A 16,224-nucleotide genomic window follows, 5' to 3' on the forward strand; every position below is an offset into this window, starting at 1 on the left:
AACTTTTCTTTGAAAAGTTGACAGATTTTTTTACCCCTATTAATATACATATAGGGGTAATGGTAATATTAAAGGAGGTTATTGACAATGAATGCAGATAAAGTATTAGATGCAAAGGGTTTTGCATGCCCAATGCCAGTCGTAAGAGCAAAAAAAGCAATTGATGAGTTAGAAGCTGGTCAAGTTTTAGAGGTGCATACAACGGATAAAGGTTCCAAAAACGATTTGACCGCTTGGGCAAAGGCAAGTGGACATACGGTTGTTAATATGAAAGAAGAAAATGGCGTTTTTACGTTTTGGATCAAAAAGGGATAATTTTTGCTATCTTTATACCCCTATGAGTATTTTGGAAAGAAGGTGGAAACAAAGTGTCGGAGCAAAAGAAAAAAACAACGATCATCTTGTTTAGCGGTGACTATGATAAGGCGATGGCAGCGTATATTATCGCGAACGGCGCTGCTGCCTATGACCATGAGGTTACAATTTTTCATACGTTCTGGGGGCTTAACGCATTGCGTAAAGATTCGACAGTTCCGGTGAAAAAAGGATTATTAGAAAAAATGTTTGCGAAAATGATGCCGCGTGGTGCTGACCGCATGGGACTGTCGCGGATGAACTTTGGCGGAATAGGAGCGAAGTTAATTAAGCGGGTGATAAAAAAACATAATGCTGTGCCGCTGCCGCAATTAATCGATATGGCAAAGGAACAAGGAATAAAGCTGGTTGCTTGCCAAATGACAGTCGATCTTTTAGGACTCCAACAGGATGAATTAATAGACGGCATCGAATTTGCAGGGGTTGCTGCGTATTTAGCAGATGCTTCTGAAGGAAATGTCAATTTGTTTATTTAAGGTGGGGTCTATGGTTCAAACCATTATTAATATTGGTCTAGTTCTATTGGTGATATGGTTCGTTGTCAATCGGTTTCTGCCCATAAAAGGAGTGCGAATCATATCTGTAGTGCAATTAAAGAAGGAATTACGAAAAAAAGATGTTCATTACATTGACGTACGCACACCTATTGAGTTTCATACGAATCATATTCCTGGTTTTAAAAATATTCCGCTTCACGAGCTTCCAAAACGAGTTCATGAACTATCAAAAGATAAAGAAGTTATTGTGATTTGTCAAAGTGGAATGAGAAGCGCCAAAGCAAGCAAATTATTAAAGAAATTAGGATTTCAGCGTGTAACCAATGTAAAAGGCGGCATGAACTCTTGGTCATAAAGGTTGCTATGAAACAACTATTCTGCTAAAGAAATTTGAGGCGTTGTTCCATAAAAGGAAAACATTCAATGTTATTGATGTTCATGAACTAGAAGAAGTCGATTTAGGAAAATTTCTAGTTCCATAAATATTACGCCCTGACTGTTTAAGTTTCTAAGAATGAACTAGATACAGAAAAAGAAAATACTCTCGCCTGCTGTCTGAAGGAAAAAGCAGACGAGCCGAAAACTATCGGAAAGTTGCGGAAATTAATGCATAAATAAGAAGATCCTGTAGAATAGTTCCCATTTAAGGAGGAGAAAGTCATGATTCAAGTAGATATGACAATAGACGCTAAAGGGTTGTCTTGTCCGATGCCGATTGTCAAAGCGAAAAAAGCGATTCATAAGTTGCAGCCTGGACAAGTACTGGAGGTACAAGCAACAGACAAAGGATCGAAAGCGGATATGAAAGCATGGGCAGAAAGCACTGGACATCACTATCTCGGTACAATTGAAGAAGAAGGGATATTAAAGCACTATATTCGTAGAGCATGTGAGAGCGAGGCAAAGAATGAAGCGAAATTCCCCCATGTTATTCGCAATGAAGAATTAGCAGACAAAATAAATGATCCGTCAATTATCATTTTAGATGTCCGTGAACCGGCAGAGTTTGCATTTGGGCATATTCCTGGTGCCGTGTCAATTCCTCTTGGAGAATTGGAGGAACGAATCAAGGAACTCCCGCAAGATAAGACCATTTATGTCGTCTGCCGCACGGGAACGCGCAGTAGTTTGGCAGCCCAGAAATTAGCAGAAAAAGGGTTTTCAAACGTATGGAATATTGTCCCCGGTATGTCAGAATGGAATGGATCGCTTGAACAATGATTGAACAGTTGGTTATCAATATACAAATATATGATAAAGGTACAAAAAATCTTTAAACAACAAAAAAACATTTTTATAGTATACATGCGAACTATTTTGCAATTGGAAAATGAAAGGCGAAATTTCTCAATATTGAATTGTTCCTTATTGTGAATTAATCGATGGTTCATTGCATTGGGACGAAAATTCATTTATCGCCTTGGGCATCAAGCAATAGGCATACGATGATGAAAAAGAAGAACATGATCGGTCATTTTCGAATTAAAAAGGATAATTCACTTACTAGCGGGGTGCATATACGCACCCCGATTTTAACAACATCAAAGGAGTAGTATATCAATGGAAATAACGTTCAATTTTATTATCGTAATGTTTCTTATTGGCTTTATCGGTTCCTTCCTTTCCGGTATGGTTGGGATTGGCGGTTCCATTATTAAATATCCGATGCTTCTTTACCTGCCCCCGCTTTTTGGGCTTGCCGAGTTCAGCGCCCATGAAGTATCGGGAATTAGTGCCGTCCAAGTATTTTTTACTACGATTGGCGGTGTTTTAGTCTATCGGAAAGGTGGATACTTAAATAAGTCGTTAATTTTTTATATGGGGAGCAGTATTTTAATTGGAAGTTTCATTGGCGGATACGTTTCTAGGATGATGAGTGAAGGAAGCATTAATCTTGTATACGGCATTTTAGCAGCATTTGCTGTTTTGATGATGTTCGTGCCAAATAAAGGGATTGATGATATTCCATTGGGCATGGTGAGCTTCAATAAATGGCTGGCAGCTTCGCTTTCATTTTTGATCGGAATTGGATCAGGAATCGTCGGAGCGGCAGGAGCTTTTCTATTAGTGCCGATTATGCTTTCTGTTCTAAAAATTCCAACGAAAATGACGATTGCCTCCTCATTAGCGATCACGTTTATTTCCTCAATCGGATCGACATTTGCAAAAATCACAACGGGCCAAGTTGAATTCATTCCTGCAATAATTATGGTCATTGCAAGTTTGATTGCATCTCCTTTAGGTGCAAAAGCAGGACAAAAAATGAGCACAAAAGTACTCCGCGTAATTTTAGCTGTCTTAATTTTAGCGATGGCAGCGAAAATTTGGATCGATATTTTTTAAGCCGTCAGTGAAAAAACTTTCATGTGTGATTCGAAAAAACGAATCAAGATGTATAATAATTATGGCGTATCATTTATTGGTTTTAAAGTTAGGAAAAACAAGAGAATATTTGGAGCTCTTACTTGGATGATAAGGATGCTATAGTGATCAAGTGTATGATGAAAACAAACATGAACTATATGCAATGATTCGCCTGATTATGCAATGGTGTTCAGCGCGCTTTCACCACAATCTAAAAACAATTTCGCTCTGCAAGTGTGTCTGAAAAGGATTTTGTCCGCATTCAATATAGATGTCTTTCGCTTATAGAAGGAACAATGAATTTGTTTTTACGATCATCCGGATCAAAGATTCAACAGTTCATCTTTGATTGGCTGCTCTGAAAACATGTTTATAAGGTTGTGTTTGAACATGAAGCGCTGAGGAGGCTGATTGACTGTTCAAGAATCAAGTTGATTATAATTGCATGTAATTTTATTATCAGGGCTTTACAGAAAATAAAGCAGTTTATTGCTAAAAGACTTGGATTTTGCTTTTATGGCTGGGCTTCGTGTATTATTGAATTAATAAAAAAATTATTACGTTTTAGGGGCTAATGATCACTGCCACGCTGTCAACAATCAGAGCTAGTCGTCAAGGTATTGTAGATTTGTTGGTTATATGCTAATCTATCCATGCAAGAGTGATCAACCTCCGTTTTAGGATTGTCGTTGTTTGTGTTTTTATTGTCTGTTAATGCAAATTTTATTCCGCTGTTGTTTTGAAATATAAGTATTGTCAATTGGAGGTAGCAATGGAACTTTTAGAAGTGTTTAAAGCCTTGTCAAATGAAACGAGGCTGCAAATCGTACAATGGCTCAAGAATCCGGAAGCTCACTTTCCCAAACCGCAGCACGGTGATATACATGAAGATGGAGTATGTGTGAGTGATATCCATAAAAAAGTTGGACTGTCACAATCTACTGTATCCCATTATTTATCGATGCTGCAAAATGCCGGATTGATAAAGGCAAAACGTGTTGGGCAATGGACATATTATAAAAGGGATGAAGAGAACATCAAAAAATTGAATGAATTATTATCAAGGGATTTATAGGCCTATTTTTTTAATTGTTGCTTTTGGCTTGAATCCCTTTTTATTTTGTTTTATTATATTTATAGATTCAGATATCGAGAATTATCGATTTATAATTACTTATATTGATTATTCTAGATATTTAAATAAATAAAAAATAAACTTCAACTAATTTTCACGTTTTATGAAACCGCTTTTTTTGTAATCGTTATCAATTTTTGAGCGGTTGAAATGCTTCTTCTTTGTCAAAAAGCGAAAGTATTGGAAGAAGGAGTTTTGCATATTGGTGACGACATCAGATTAGATCGTCGTTCGATAAAGTGGTATGAGAATTTCATGACAAGGATCAGTGATGTCAAACTGCTAGCATTTGAGGAGGTGAGGGCAGAAACACAAAAAATGATGCTTGTTCAAGCGAACAAAATTGAAATAGTGTCATTTGAGATCATGACAATATGAATCTGCTAGTTAAATGAAAACTATGAAAGGGAGCGAAGCAAAGATGTTGCGAGATATTGATTTACAATCTATCCAAGAAGTAAGAAATTACCTTGAGGAAGCGAAAACAGCTCAAAAAATAATGGCAAAGATGACTCAGAGCGAGATTGATCATATTGTTGAAAGCATGGTTAAAGCGGCAAGGGAAGAAGCTGAGCGATTGGCTGCTATGGCAGTAGAAGAGACTGGCTTCGGGAATGTTCCTGATAAAACAGTAAAAAATCTGTTCGCTGCGAATGATGTTTACAATTCTATCAAGGATGTGAAAACAGTCGGGATTATTCGTCGCGATGAAGAAAACCGCGTATGGGAAGTTGCTCAACCTGTAGGGATCGTTGCAGGAATTGTTCCATCTACAAATCCTACCTCAACAGTCATTTTTAAATCATTGATCGCAGTTAAAGCAGGAAATGCGATTATTTTCAGCCCTCACCCAGCTGCTGCAAAATGTACAACGGAAGCGGCAAGAATTATGCAAGAAGCAGCAGAGCGTGCCGGAGCACCAAAAGGTTTGATTTTGTGCATTACCCAACCAACATTGGCAGCAACAAACGAGCTGATGAAGCATAAATTAACTGATGTCATCCTTGCCACAGGCGGTCCTGGATTGGTAAGAGCTGCTTACAGCTCCGGAAAACCAGCATACGGAGTAGGTCCTGGAAACGTACCTGTATACATTCATGAAAGTGCCAATATCGAAAAAGCTGTTGAACTTATTATTGAAAGCAAAACTTTTGACTACGGAACAATTTGTGCTTCTGAACAAGCTCTTTTAGTGGATGAGTCGATTAAAGAGAAAGTTGTTGCAGAGATGACAAAACAAGGCGCTTATTTCTTGAATGAAGAAGAAAAACGAAAAGTAGAATCCATCATTCTCGTAAACGGTGGACTGAATGCAAAAATTGTAGGAAAGTCACCTCAAGTGATTGGTGAAATGGCAGGTATTGAAGTTCCGTCCGAGGCGAAAGTGATCGTTGCAGAAGAAACAGGAGTTGGGAAAGAATATCCATTCTCAATTGAAAAACTATCTCCAACTCTAGCATTTTATACAGTGAAAGATATGCAAGCAGCAAGCGAGCTTGCCCAAAAACTTCTTGATGCAGGCGGACTTGGTCACACAGTCGGAATTCACGCTGAGGATGAAAAAGTAATCGAAGCTTACACAATCGATAAACCAGCAGGACGTATCATTGTAAATGCCGGTACAACATTTGGCGCTATTGGCGCTACAGTGAACGTAAAACCGTCCTTGACTCTTGGCTGCGGTGCTATTGGCAACAACGTTACATCTGACAATGTTACAGTCAATCACTTGTTTAACATTAAACGTGTTGCATTTGGAGTCCGCCAAATGCCAAAAAAAGAGGAAAGTGCACAAAATGAACCTGCATTAACTAAATAACTTGACTGTCCATAAAAACTCTTTTGATAGATTAAAAGACTGTATCAAACATCTGCCATGTTCTTTGATACAGCTAAAATAATAAATTCGACACTCCGGAAGTGATAATGCGTTTACCCCCCTAAAAAAATTTAGTTGTAAGGACGATATTCAGTACAAAAATCCATGCAGGAGCATCTTTTCCTGCATGGATTTATTATTACACACATCAACTAGTAAGCTCGTGCAGTTCACTGGATCTATTTTAAAAAGTTTATTGTTAATTTAGAAATCGTAAAGTGGTAGCGGGAAAACTCCCAAAACAACACTAGATTATTGGTTGCGCTGCAAAAATAAAAAGCCAATCATTGCCATTAAAAGCATTTTATGATGTTTCGACAAGTTGTCAGAGAGCTCAACGATATCATTGTACACATCACGAAAAATATTCGTATATTCATGAGGGAAATATCCATTGTAGAAACGGGCCCACTGCCGACCTTCGGAATCTGTTAACGTAAAATCACCAGAAAAGGCCTTAACCTTAACAGGGAGAATCAGCTTATCATCAGCATCTCTCAGCTCACCTTTTATGTTGACTAGACTTTTCCAATCCTCTTGTACATATTCTCCCAGTTTTCGGTCATGTACATTCTTTACTGTTACAATCGACTTTTTCATTCCTTTTCTCTTAAAGGTAAACAGCACATTTCCTTTATTCGAAAAAACACCATAAGTAATCGGAAGCGCCATGATCAGTGAATCACGAAGCAGCAGGCTCATTGGGTAAAAAATAAAAGCAATACGGATTGGCTTAATCGTTCCAACAAAATGGCCGCTTTTTTCAAACAGTAGGAGACGAGGAAAAAAACCAAGATCTTTTTTTAAAACTAGATGATCCAACTCAAGGAGGGAAGCTTTTGACTCATGAATTTGAATATCTTTCACCTTGTTATATTTAATCTGGTTTGAAACTCCGGTAAAAAACAAAAAAAGATCTACAATACCTATTGAAGAAAGATTTAACCAATTTTGTAAAGAATCTGGTCGATCGATGAAAAAAACAGAAATACCAATGAGCATAACTATAGAAGATAGAGCAAATGCTGCTTTCATTCTCCGTTTATACATAGTAGCAATCATCAAATCAACTCCAGTGAAACATAGGGAAGTCTTTCTACCTCATCAACTATCAGTTTAGATTAGTAGTTTATTGTATTTAATATTTTTTACATCCTTTTAGTAAAAAAATGGAGAAGACATCAAGATAGGCGGCTTTGAATTGCTCGTGCTCACCAGCCTTAGCAATCCTAAGTTATTCATTAGCACAATATGCCAAATAGAGAACTGTATGATTGGGCACGTTTTTTTATTTATTTTCAAAGGTCAGAATAAAAGTTTAAATACAGGTTCTTTGAATAAAATGGAATAAATTTTTGCTTTGTGTATGGTATTTCCAGGAAATAGCACAGGGTTAAAAAAAGAAGTGAGGTTATCACTTTTTGAGGTGGTTGTAGGTTACATAATTTTTTTCGTAACGTACGGATGGAAACGTCATGTTCGCCAATAATTTCGTAAACAGATTTGAAGCTTTCTTGGAGGTTTTTCATTTCTTCGTTTGTTTCCATTACAGCTTGTTTAATTGATTTTTGTTCCTGTTCAATCCGATTCAATCGCTCTTCAACATAATTTAAGCGTGTTTCTACTTGATCTAATCGCTCTCCTACTCGATCCAACCGATTTTCGACCCGATTCAATCGCTCTTCAACATGATTTAAGCGTGTTTCTACTTGATCTAAACGCTCTTCTACTCGATCCAATCGATTTTCGACCCGATTTAATCGATCATCTACCTGGTCCAATCGCGTCCCGATATAATCCAGTCGATCATGCACATTTTTAAGATCATTGTCAATAGACATCACTTTTTCTAAAATTAAGTCGAGTTTTTGTTCCATTTTTTGACTCCTTTTAAAAATCTCCTTTTCTCAATTTTATTCGAATGAAATGGTTCTGACAAGTACGGATTGGGTGCCTTGAGTTGATTAAATGCAGTAAATGCCCGAGCATTAATAAAACATTTACATCTGAAAGACTATGTGACGATAAAGGGATTCATGCTCAAACAAGTCGGTGGAATGTGTTGAAGATTATGCTTTCGCTTTATCATTCATAGTGTGTTCGAAATATTAAAGAATAAGATAATTGAGAATTAAGGTATTTTTATGTAGAAAGGCATAAAATTGCTTTTCAAAATCAGGAATCTTTCATCATCATCGAAATAAACCCTTTGTGTTGGTTGATCTTTATTGTTCAAACTGTTCAAGCCAATTAAATATTCGTCTTCATGCTGTTTTACAAGTCTTATTTTAATACAAAAGAAAATAATCAAATGCTAAAGTATAGAAAAAATCAATAGGTGATCCGAGCTCTATAATTAAGATTTTGTTGAAATGCTGTCTATTTTGACAGAAGTAGGTTTTGTGAATATAGATAGCGATAAAAGCTAGAATTGTTAAAATAGTTACTACGAAAGCAGTTTTTTATCCTACGAACTCCCATTGGTTAATGAGAAGAAGAAAGGGGGGAATAGTTGCTGTAATCCATGCTTGAATAAACGCGCCCCACCCAGTAAAGATAGCAATGTTCTTTTTTGTGCAAGCAGCAAGTAAAATAATGTCCATAGAAAGGACCACATAAGCCAAATAATACCGAATTTTATATCTTGCAGTTTAATAAAGTTTATATGCTGTATCCTAAAGCAAGAATTGCTACCGATAGAGAGTACCAACCTAAACCTGAAGAGTTAAAGTTTTTTAGATTCGAAATTCCTAACATATAAATAAGTTAAACCAAAAAGAAAAAAGCCGGATGCGTTTAAGATCATCCATGAATCTCCTGTAGATGTAAAAATGAGATAAAATGGTGTCATAACTTGCATCGATCCAATAAATAAGTTAAACACTCTTACACTTTTTTCATCGACTTTTCCCAATAGCATTAAACCATTGATAAATAATGCTGCACCAACAAACATTAGACCGACTTTATCCATGCTCTTCCCCCTAAACAGTGAAATAATTATCACTTTTCTTGTGCTGTTTCAAAGAGGATGAGATTGCCGTCCTTAATTTTTGCAATAAATTTGGTTGGGTGATCTTGATGTAATCTCTTGCTGATTTTTGCAGCTAAAGGAACTTCTATATATTTTCGAATAGCGCGTTTTAAAAATCTCGCGCCATATCGCTGGTCAAATCCTTTTTTAATCAAAAATTTACGAGCAGATTCATCGAGCTGAAGTGTGCAGTTGTATTTTTTTATTCTTCGGTTAATAGCTTGAATGTTGAGATCAAGAATATGTTCCAGCGCATCTTGTTTTAGCCACTGAAAGACAAAAATATCATCGAATCTGTTGATAAACTCAGGACTAAATCGTTTTTCTAATTGGGAAAAAACTATAGAGCGGAGAAAATCTTGTTCTGTTTTTCCAAAATTGGAAGGGCTTAAAAACCAAAGCAGTTTACGTAATCTATATTTTAAACTTTTATTTGCATAACTAATAATTTCTTTTGCCCCAATATTGCTTGTCATAAAGATCATGGCATTACGAAAATGAATAACCTTCTCTCCAGATGTCATAACGAGTATGCCGTTATCCATTACATTAAGCAGGGAATAAATCACTTGGTCATTTGCTTTCTCCAGTTCGTCAAAAAGAACAATTCCAGGTTTACTGTAGGATCCTTCAATTTTTTCCTTTTGAAATAAGGAGTTCCCCTCTTTGCTTCCTACATATCCTGGAGGTGCACCAGTTAGTGCCGCAGCATAATGTTCCTGGGTTAGTGTATTCATGTCAATACGGCAAAAAGCCTCCGCATTTCCGTAAATAGCTTCACTAAGTACGCGAACGATTTCTGTTTTTCCCACCCCTGTAGGCCCCAGAAATAAGGCTACATACAAAGGGCGGTTTTCTTCTGTAATATCCGTCCAAATTATATTTAACATTTCTTCTATACCTGCTAACACTTCATCTTGTCCCCAAATTTTTGAACGTATGTGCTGAATTACTTCGTTGACTTCAAAACGAAATCGGGTCACTAAGGGAGAAGAAGGATTAAAAGTTTCTGAATGGTTATCAGATGATATAGAATTTTGCTGGCGATTCTCATTTAAATCCTTTAATTTAGATGTTATAAATGTCATAGCATCATCTCCTGATTGGCGATCAGGAGGTCAAGTCCTAGAACCTGACCTCTTCTCTTTCTTATTCAAGATCATTTTCCAGTTGTTTTCTCTATTTCTTCATGAGGGATTCCTTCTATCGGACATTCCGCAGTTCCCACTGTAGAACGTGTAATCTTTTCTACATTTTCACGAGCCTTCTCTGCATCAAGCACCCAGGTGCGGTAAAAATCAAATGGACACTCTGCTAAACCACGGCCGTCATCTCCCGATTGAATTAAACCGGTATACCCACGGTGAAGCAGTTTAAATAAGTGGTTTTGTGATTGCGAATTTTTGCGGAAATCACGGATTTGCGAAATCGACAGTTCCGCGTATTGGATTCCGTTTTCTTCTGTTCCGCATTCCCCTAATGTACGGCCATCAAAACCAACAATAGCTGAATGGCCAAAGTAAGAATAGACGCCGTCGAATCCAGATGCATTCGCAACAGCTACATACGTATTATTTGCCCATGCCATAGCCTTTGCCATAATGATTTGCTGTTCTTTTGAAGGATACATATAGCCTTGGCATCTCACAATAAGTTCAGCGCCTTTCATGGCGCAATCACGCCAAATTTCCGGATAGTTCCCATCGTCGCAGACAATTAAGCTTATTTTTATTCCTTTTGGTCCTTCTACTACATAAGTTGTGTCTCCTGGATACCACGCTTCAATTGGACACCAAGGAATAATTTTTCGATATTTTTGTACAATTTCTCCTTTATTGTTCATTAAAATCAAGGTGTTATAAGGAGCTTTATTGGGATGATCTTCATGTCTTTCACCTGTTAAAGAAAATACCCCCCAAGTGTTAGCAGCACGACATGCTTGGGCAAATATTGCAGTCTCTTCTCCAGGAATGGAAGAGGCAGTATCGTACATTTCTTGTTCATCATACATAATTCCATGAGTGCTGTACTCTGGAAAAACGATTAAGTCCATACCAGGAAGTCCCTTTTTGATTCCTACAATCATGTCTGCTATTTTGCGACAGTTATCTAATACCTCATTCTTTGTGTGAAGACGAGGCATTTTGTAATTGACCACTGCTATACCAACTGTGTCATGGCTGCTTGAGATATCCCCATGTCTCATTTTTCATTACTCCTTTCTATAATTGAATGTAAAGCTGGAAACGTAGCCTATTGTTTTGTTTCCTGCTTTCTCGCTTATATCTACTGCAAGAAATATGCCAAATTTATAAATGCTTTATTTTTAGTATAGGAGGGAAAGGGAGGATTTCACTTTTGCGACATTATTATTGATGAAATATTTGAAATGTTATGAATTTTATAATAAGATTAAAGTGAAATAGGCATGTTTAATTTTTATACATTGTCGCAAATTGATACAAAAGAGGGATTTATATGAATATTTGCATCGGCTTTTTATTTTCATTAACGGGCATCACTTCCTTGACAGAAATTGGTCAATATCGAGCAGCTGTGTATGCTCTTGAAAAATTCCAAAAAGACAACAGTAAATCAAATATTACCTTTACCTTTGAAGCAAGAGACATTCGTTCCGATCCAATTGAAAGCTATAGACAAGCATTAGATATGGCGTGTTCAGGGATAAAAGTTTTTGTAGGATGCTATACGTCCGCATGCCGGAAAGCTATTTTACCTGTTCTTGAACAATACGATTGCCTTTTAATATATCCGGCGCTTTATGAAGGACAGGAGATTCATCCAAATGTTTTCTATGTTGGAGAAATTCCCAATCAACAAATCACTTCACTGCTTAAATTTACGATTGAACAATTTGGCAAAAAAGTTTACCTAATTGGAAACGATTATGTTTACCCTAGATATACGAATCAACAAATTAGAGAGATGTTATATGAATTGGACGGGAAAGTGATTGGGGAAAAATATGTTCCATTAGGGCATAAAGAGTTCTCGACTTATTTGGAAGAGATTAAACATTCTTCTTCCAATGCAATATTGTCTACGCTTGTCGGGGAAAGTATATTACCTTTTTATAAAATGTATTATGAATTAGGATTCAATCCTGAGGAAATGCCTATTATCAGCCCAATTACAACAGAGCTGGAGATACAAGCAATGGAGCCAAAATATGCAGCTGGTCATTACAGTTGTTTTAGTTATTTCCAGTCATTAGATATTCCTGAAAACGATTTACTTGTAAAAGGCATGAAAGAAAAATATGGTTTGGATACTGTTATTTCCTCGGTTATGTGCAGTACTTATATAGGGGTTCAAATAGTATTAGACGCGATATGTCATTTACAATCTACAGAAAGAAAAAAAATCACAAAATATTTATATGAGAAAGAGTTTTCATCACCGAGTGGAAAAATTAAAATAGAATCTAATCATCATGTGTCAAGAGAAATGAGGATTGGAAAAGCAAAGGAAAATGGACAGTTTGAGATTGTTTGGAGCTCGGAAAAACAAATTTTTGCTAGACCGCTTTTAACAAATACGCTTTTTGATTCTGTAGATGAAGAAGATATATGGAAAGGTTTAGTCGAAGAAATAGGGAAAGAGGTATCTGATGGAATTATCGCCGTTGACCAAAGTGATAAGATACTATACGTGAATCCCCATGCTTTTGAAATAACGAAAGCTAAATCCGGTGATCTTTTCGATGAAGCGAACCTATTGGATATTGGTTATGAAGTAATGAAAAGGAAAATGAGAATGCCGTACAACGCTTTTTTGATTTTTATAAAGAAAAGATCAGGACAAGCTATTCAGCAGTCAAATGAAAAATACCATTTTGGAAAAATAGCAACTTACAATCCGGCCTTTCAAAAAGAGCTCCGCATTGCTTCGATCTCCTCACAATTTGACGCCAATGTATTGATATTTGGGGAAACAGGAACTGGTAAAGAAGTTTTGGCAAGAACGATTCATGAGCAAAGCCCTCGCCGAAATGGACCGTTTATTGCTTTGAATGCCGGTGCTATTCCAAGAGAACTGATTGCCAGTGAGTTATTTGGATATGTGGAAGGAGCATTTACTGGTTCAAAAAAGGGTGGAAGCGTTGGGAAGTTTGAAGCTGCCAACGGGGGCACATTGTTTCTTGATGAAATTGGAGAGATGCCATTAGAATTGCAAGTAAGCCTTCTTAGAGTGTTGGAGGAGCGAAAAGTCGTTCGCATAGGTGACTATAAAGAACGTCCAGTTAATGTAAGGGTCATTGCTGCAACAAACCGCAATCTAAAAGAGGAGATTGCTTACCAAGGTTCTTTCCGTTCCGACCTGTATTATCGATTAAATGTATTTACTATTCAGATTCCTCCGCTTAGACACCGATTAGAAGATATCCCTTATTTATCTGCACAATTTTTGCGCCAGTTTCATCAGTATTATGGAAAAGGACCACTAGAGTTATGCGATTCCGCATTGCAAATGCTTCAGTCCTATTATTGGCCAGGAAACATTCGTGAACTGAAAAACGTGATGGAAAGGGCATTTCTTTTAGCAATTCATGAGACGAAAATCTGTCCTATGCACTTGCCTGAAGACTTCCAAAGCTCCAGTACAATAAAACAATCTCATGTAGTTGGCAATCTAAAGTCTTTGGAAAAACAAATGATCGAGCAAGTTCTCCAAGAAACAAAAAATATGACGGAAGCTGCGAAAATACTTGGTGTAACTCGTAGCACATTATACCGAAAAATGAATAAATGGAACATCCGCAAAAAACATTTTAAAAACAGTAGTAATTGATTTTTGTCAGCTGTTGTCAGAAAATAGAGAGCCTGTAATATTTTACACGGCTCTCTTTCAATTTCAATGTAAAAACTCTATTTTAGTTTTTGCATTCTCCTTACATTCCTCTTTAACAACAAGCGATCTCTACATTTTTCATCAAAAATATTACCAAAAGGACGATCAAAAGCCTCAATTTGAAAATGGACTTAATGGTTTAAGTATTATGATAATAAATTGTATACATATGAGTGGGGTGCTATCATTTATTAGTAAATAAGCAGTCTGTAACGCAGCTTGTTTGTTGTAATCTTATAAAGGTTCGAATATGACAACCGATAAATTAAAACCGAAAATTCATTGAATTTTGATATATCAATTGTAAAATTAAACGAAAATATATTTTTTTCTAATGGTGGTTCTTATCTTTTTTTTAATGAAAGTTTAATAGCTTTTTTTACTGTATATCTTATTGAATGTATCTTATTTGATGGATGTAGCAACATTTCTTATATTCCCTGTTGATTGCTCATGGACCAAATGTTTAAAGTTAAAAGTAACACTGGTAGACGTAGCAACGGGCTGGGAAAAAGATATCTTAAGATTCAAAATCTATATCGATTCACTTCCCATGAATACGGAAATGAAAAACATTCATAAAAAGAGAAATTTGATATTCTTTAAAGGGGGGCGCTCCGTGTACTTCAGTATCAAATATAAATATATCGTACTTTATTTCATTCTCACCATTTTTCCCCTTGTTATATGTGATCTATTAATTTATCAAATTTGGACAACAAAATTTTACAACAATACTGTTGAGTCTCAGACGAAAATAATTAAGCAGCTGAATCGCTCTTTAGCACTTTTCAAAAAAAATGTTGAATCCACTAGTCATGGGTTTTCTATTATCGAATCAGGATTGTTGCAGGAATTCCTTCAAGGAGTTGACTTCAATGTGCCTGCCGATCTGATAATCACGGACCACGGGAAAATTGTCTATTCTGCAAACTCGTGGAAAAATGATAATAGTTTGCTTGAAACAGTGAAAAACAATGAATCTGTCAACGGCAAAGTCAGTGGGAATTTTACGTTCAAAGAAAGTGGCCGAAATATGCTCGTGATTTATAACCATGATCCGGAGACGAATCTTTCTGTAATTAGCGTGACTGAGGTATCTAAAATATTAGAAAAAAATGAAAATAACAAAAAATTAATGGTTTATATCATTATCAGCAGCATTGTGGTCAGCATATTTTCAATTATACTCATTTCATTACATGTGACTTCCCCCATTCGTTCTCTCAGAAAAGAAATCAAGGCGATAGAAAATGGGGATTTTAATCACTCGTTTGATCGAGATGTAATGATCAGAGATGAAATATGGGATATTGAAATAAGCTTTCATAAAATCATGTTAAAATTAAAGGAACAAGCGAGGATTCAGTATCAATTAATCTCATTAACGAATCAAGCAAAATTCAAGGCATTGCAGTCACAAATCAATCCGCATTTTCTTCATAATGCATTGGAAACAATTAATTCGTTGGCCATTATTCATAATGTTCCGCTAATTGCCCAAATTTCTAGGTCGTTATCGAAAATGTTCCGGTACAATATGATGCAGGATACTGAAGAAGTATTAATCAAAGACGAGTTGGATCACATGGACAATTATCTAAATGTTCAATTAATACGATTTGACGGTTTTATAGAATGTGAACGACAAATCGATCCACAAATTCTAGAATACAAAATCATCAAATTTGTTCTCCAACCGATCGTTGAAAACTGTTTCATCCATGGGTTCAAAAATTTAACTGATAAAGGAATGATTCGAATTGAAGGCAAAATCAATGAAAACAAGCACATTGTCATCAGCATTTCCGATAATGGACCAGGTATTCCGGAAGAAAAGTTGCAAAAGCTAAACGAGGAACTGAAAACGTTTACTTTGGATAATAAACACCCTCCAACCAATAAAGAAAGTAACCGAATCGGAATTTTCAATGTAAACAATCGTTTGAAAATTGCTTATGGGGAAGAATACGGCCTTCAGTATCACAATATTTCACCGCATGGACTATGCGCGGTGATCACGATACCTATTCGTAATCGTAAACAGCAGGAAGAGGAGAGTGGTTGA

The 16,224-nt window shown here is 36.4% G+C and carries 14 protein-coding genes and 1 pseudogene; 9 read left to right on the forward strand and 6 right to left on the reverse strand.

The window, feature by feature from the left end:
- Positions 1-87 precede the first annotated feature (87 nt).
- The 7 genes from NSQ84_RS08580 (at position 88) to NSQ84_RS08610 (ending at position 6,190) form a co-directional block, all read left to right on the forward strand.
- Complete coding sequence (locus NSQ84_RS08580) at positions 88-315, forward strand: sulfurtransferase TusA family protein (protein WP_066246718.1); 228 nt, start codon at positions 88-90, stop codon at positions 313-315.
- 53 nt (positions 316-368) lie between these two features.
- On the forward strand, positions 369-851 hold the full coding sequence (locus tag NSQ84_RS08585; protein ID WP_066246720.1) for a DsrE/DsrF/DrsH-like family protein: 483 nt from the start codon (positions 369-371) through the stop codon (positions 849-851).
- A gap of 10 nt (positions 852-861) precedes the next feature.
- Positions 862-1,227: a rhodanese-like domain-containing protein gene (locus NSQ84_RS08590; protein ID WP_144598008.1), complete on the forward strand. Its 366-nt coding sequence runs from the start codon at positions 862-864 to the stop codon at positions 1,225-1,227.
- Between the two features lie 305 nt (positions 1,228-1,532).
- Entirely contained in the window at positions 1,533-2,093 is a 561-nt protein-coding gene (locus tag NSQ84_RS08595; RefSeq protein ID WP_339212644.1) for a sulfurtransferase TusA family protein, read from the forward strand.
- A 339-nt stretch (positions 2,094-2,432) separates the two neighbouring features.
- Positions 2,433-3,215 (forward strand): sulfite exporter TauE/SafE family protein, encoded by a 783-nt coding sequence (locus NSQ84_RS08600; RefSeq protein WP_339212646.1) that lies wholly within the window; start codon positions 2,433-2,435, stop codon positions 3,213-3,215.
- 793 nt (positions 3,216-4,008) lie between these two features.
- Positions 4,009-4,311: a metalloregulator ArsR/SmtB family transcription factor gene (locus NSQ84_RS08605; RefSeq protein WP_063389511.1), complete on the forward strand. Its 303-nt coding sequence runs from the start codon at positions 4,009-4,011 to the stop codon at positions 4,309-4,311.
- A 481-nt stretch (positions 4,312-4,792) separates the two neighbouring features.
- On the forward strand, positions 4,793-6,190 hold the full coding sequence (locus NSQ84_RS08610; RefSeq protein WP_082829333.1) for an acetaldehyde dehydrogenase (acetylating): 1,398 nt from the start codon (positions 4,793-4,795) through the stop codon (positions 6,188-6,190).
- A 312-nt stretch (positions 6,191-6,502) separates the two neighbouring features.
- Here NSQ84_RS08610 and NSQ84_RS08615 read toward each other — a convergent pair whose 3' ends face one another.
- The 6 genes and pseudogenes from NSQ84_RS08615 to NSQ84_RS08640 form a co-directional block, all read right to left on the reverse strand.
- Positions 6,503-7,312: a hypothetical protein gene (locus tag NSQ84_RS08615; RefSeq protein WP_327873928.1), complete on the reverse strand. Its 810-nt coding sequence runs from the start codon at positions 7,310-7,312 to the stop codon at positions 6,503-6,505.
- A 236-nt stretch (positions 7,313-7,548) separates the two neighbouring features.
- Positions 7,549-8,127 (reverse strand): hypothetical protein, encoded by a 579-nt coding sequence (locus tag NSQ84_RS08620; protein ID WP_339212648.1) that lies wholly within the window; start codon positions 8,125-8,127, stop codon positions 7,549-7,551.
- 585 nt (positions 8,128-8,712) lie between these two features.
- Entirely contained in the window at positions 8,713-8,853 is a 141-nt protein-coding gene (locus tag NSQ84_RS08625) for a hypothetical protein (protein WP_327874140.1), read from the reverse strand.
- Positions 8,841-9,224 (reverse strand): annotated as a pseudogene (locus NSQ84_RS08630) (AmiS/UreI family transporter); the annotation flags it as partial. The gene NSQ84_RS08625 and the pseudogene NSQ84_RS08630, both read right to left, overlap by 13 nt.
- 29 nt (positions 9,225-9,253) lie before the next feature.
- Positions 9,254-10,372 carry an AAA family ATPase gene (locus NSQ84_RS08635; protein ID WP_327874142.1) on the reverse strand — a complete coding sequence of 373 codons (1,119 nt, stop codon included), beginning with the start codon at positions 10,370-10,372 and terminating at the stop codon, positions 9,254-9,256.
- 71 nt (positions 10,373-10,443) lie between these two features.
- On the reverse strand, positions 10,444-11,490 hold the full coding sequence (locus NSQ84_RS08640) for an aliphatic amidase (protein WP_327848781.1): 1,047 nt from the start codon (positions 11,488-11,490) through the stop codon (positions 10,444-10,446).
- 272 nt (positions 11,491-11,762) lie between these two features.
- Here NSQ84_RS08640 and NSQ84_RS08645 point away from each other — a divergent pair, with 272 nt between their 5' ends.
- Positions 11,763-14,096, forward strand: coding sequence for a transporter substrate-binding protein (locus NSQ84_RS08645; protein ID WP_339212652.1), 2,334 nt, complete (start codon positions 11,763-11,765; stop codon positions 14,094-14,096).
- A 679-nt stretch (positions 14,097-14,775) separates the two neighbouring features.
- A complete protein-coding gene (locus NSQ84_RS08650; protein ID WP_339212655.1) occupies positions 14,776-16,224 on the forward strand; it encodes a histidine kinase in 1,449 nt (482 codons plus the stop codon).

Origin of the sequence: Aeribacillus sp. FSL K6-3256, assembly GCF_037965805.1 — a bacterium.
GTDB lineage: Bacteria > Bacillota > Bacilli > Bacillales > Aeribacillaceae > Aeribacillus > Aeribacillus composti.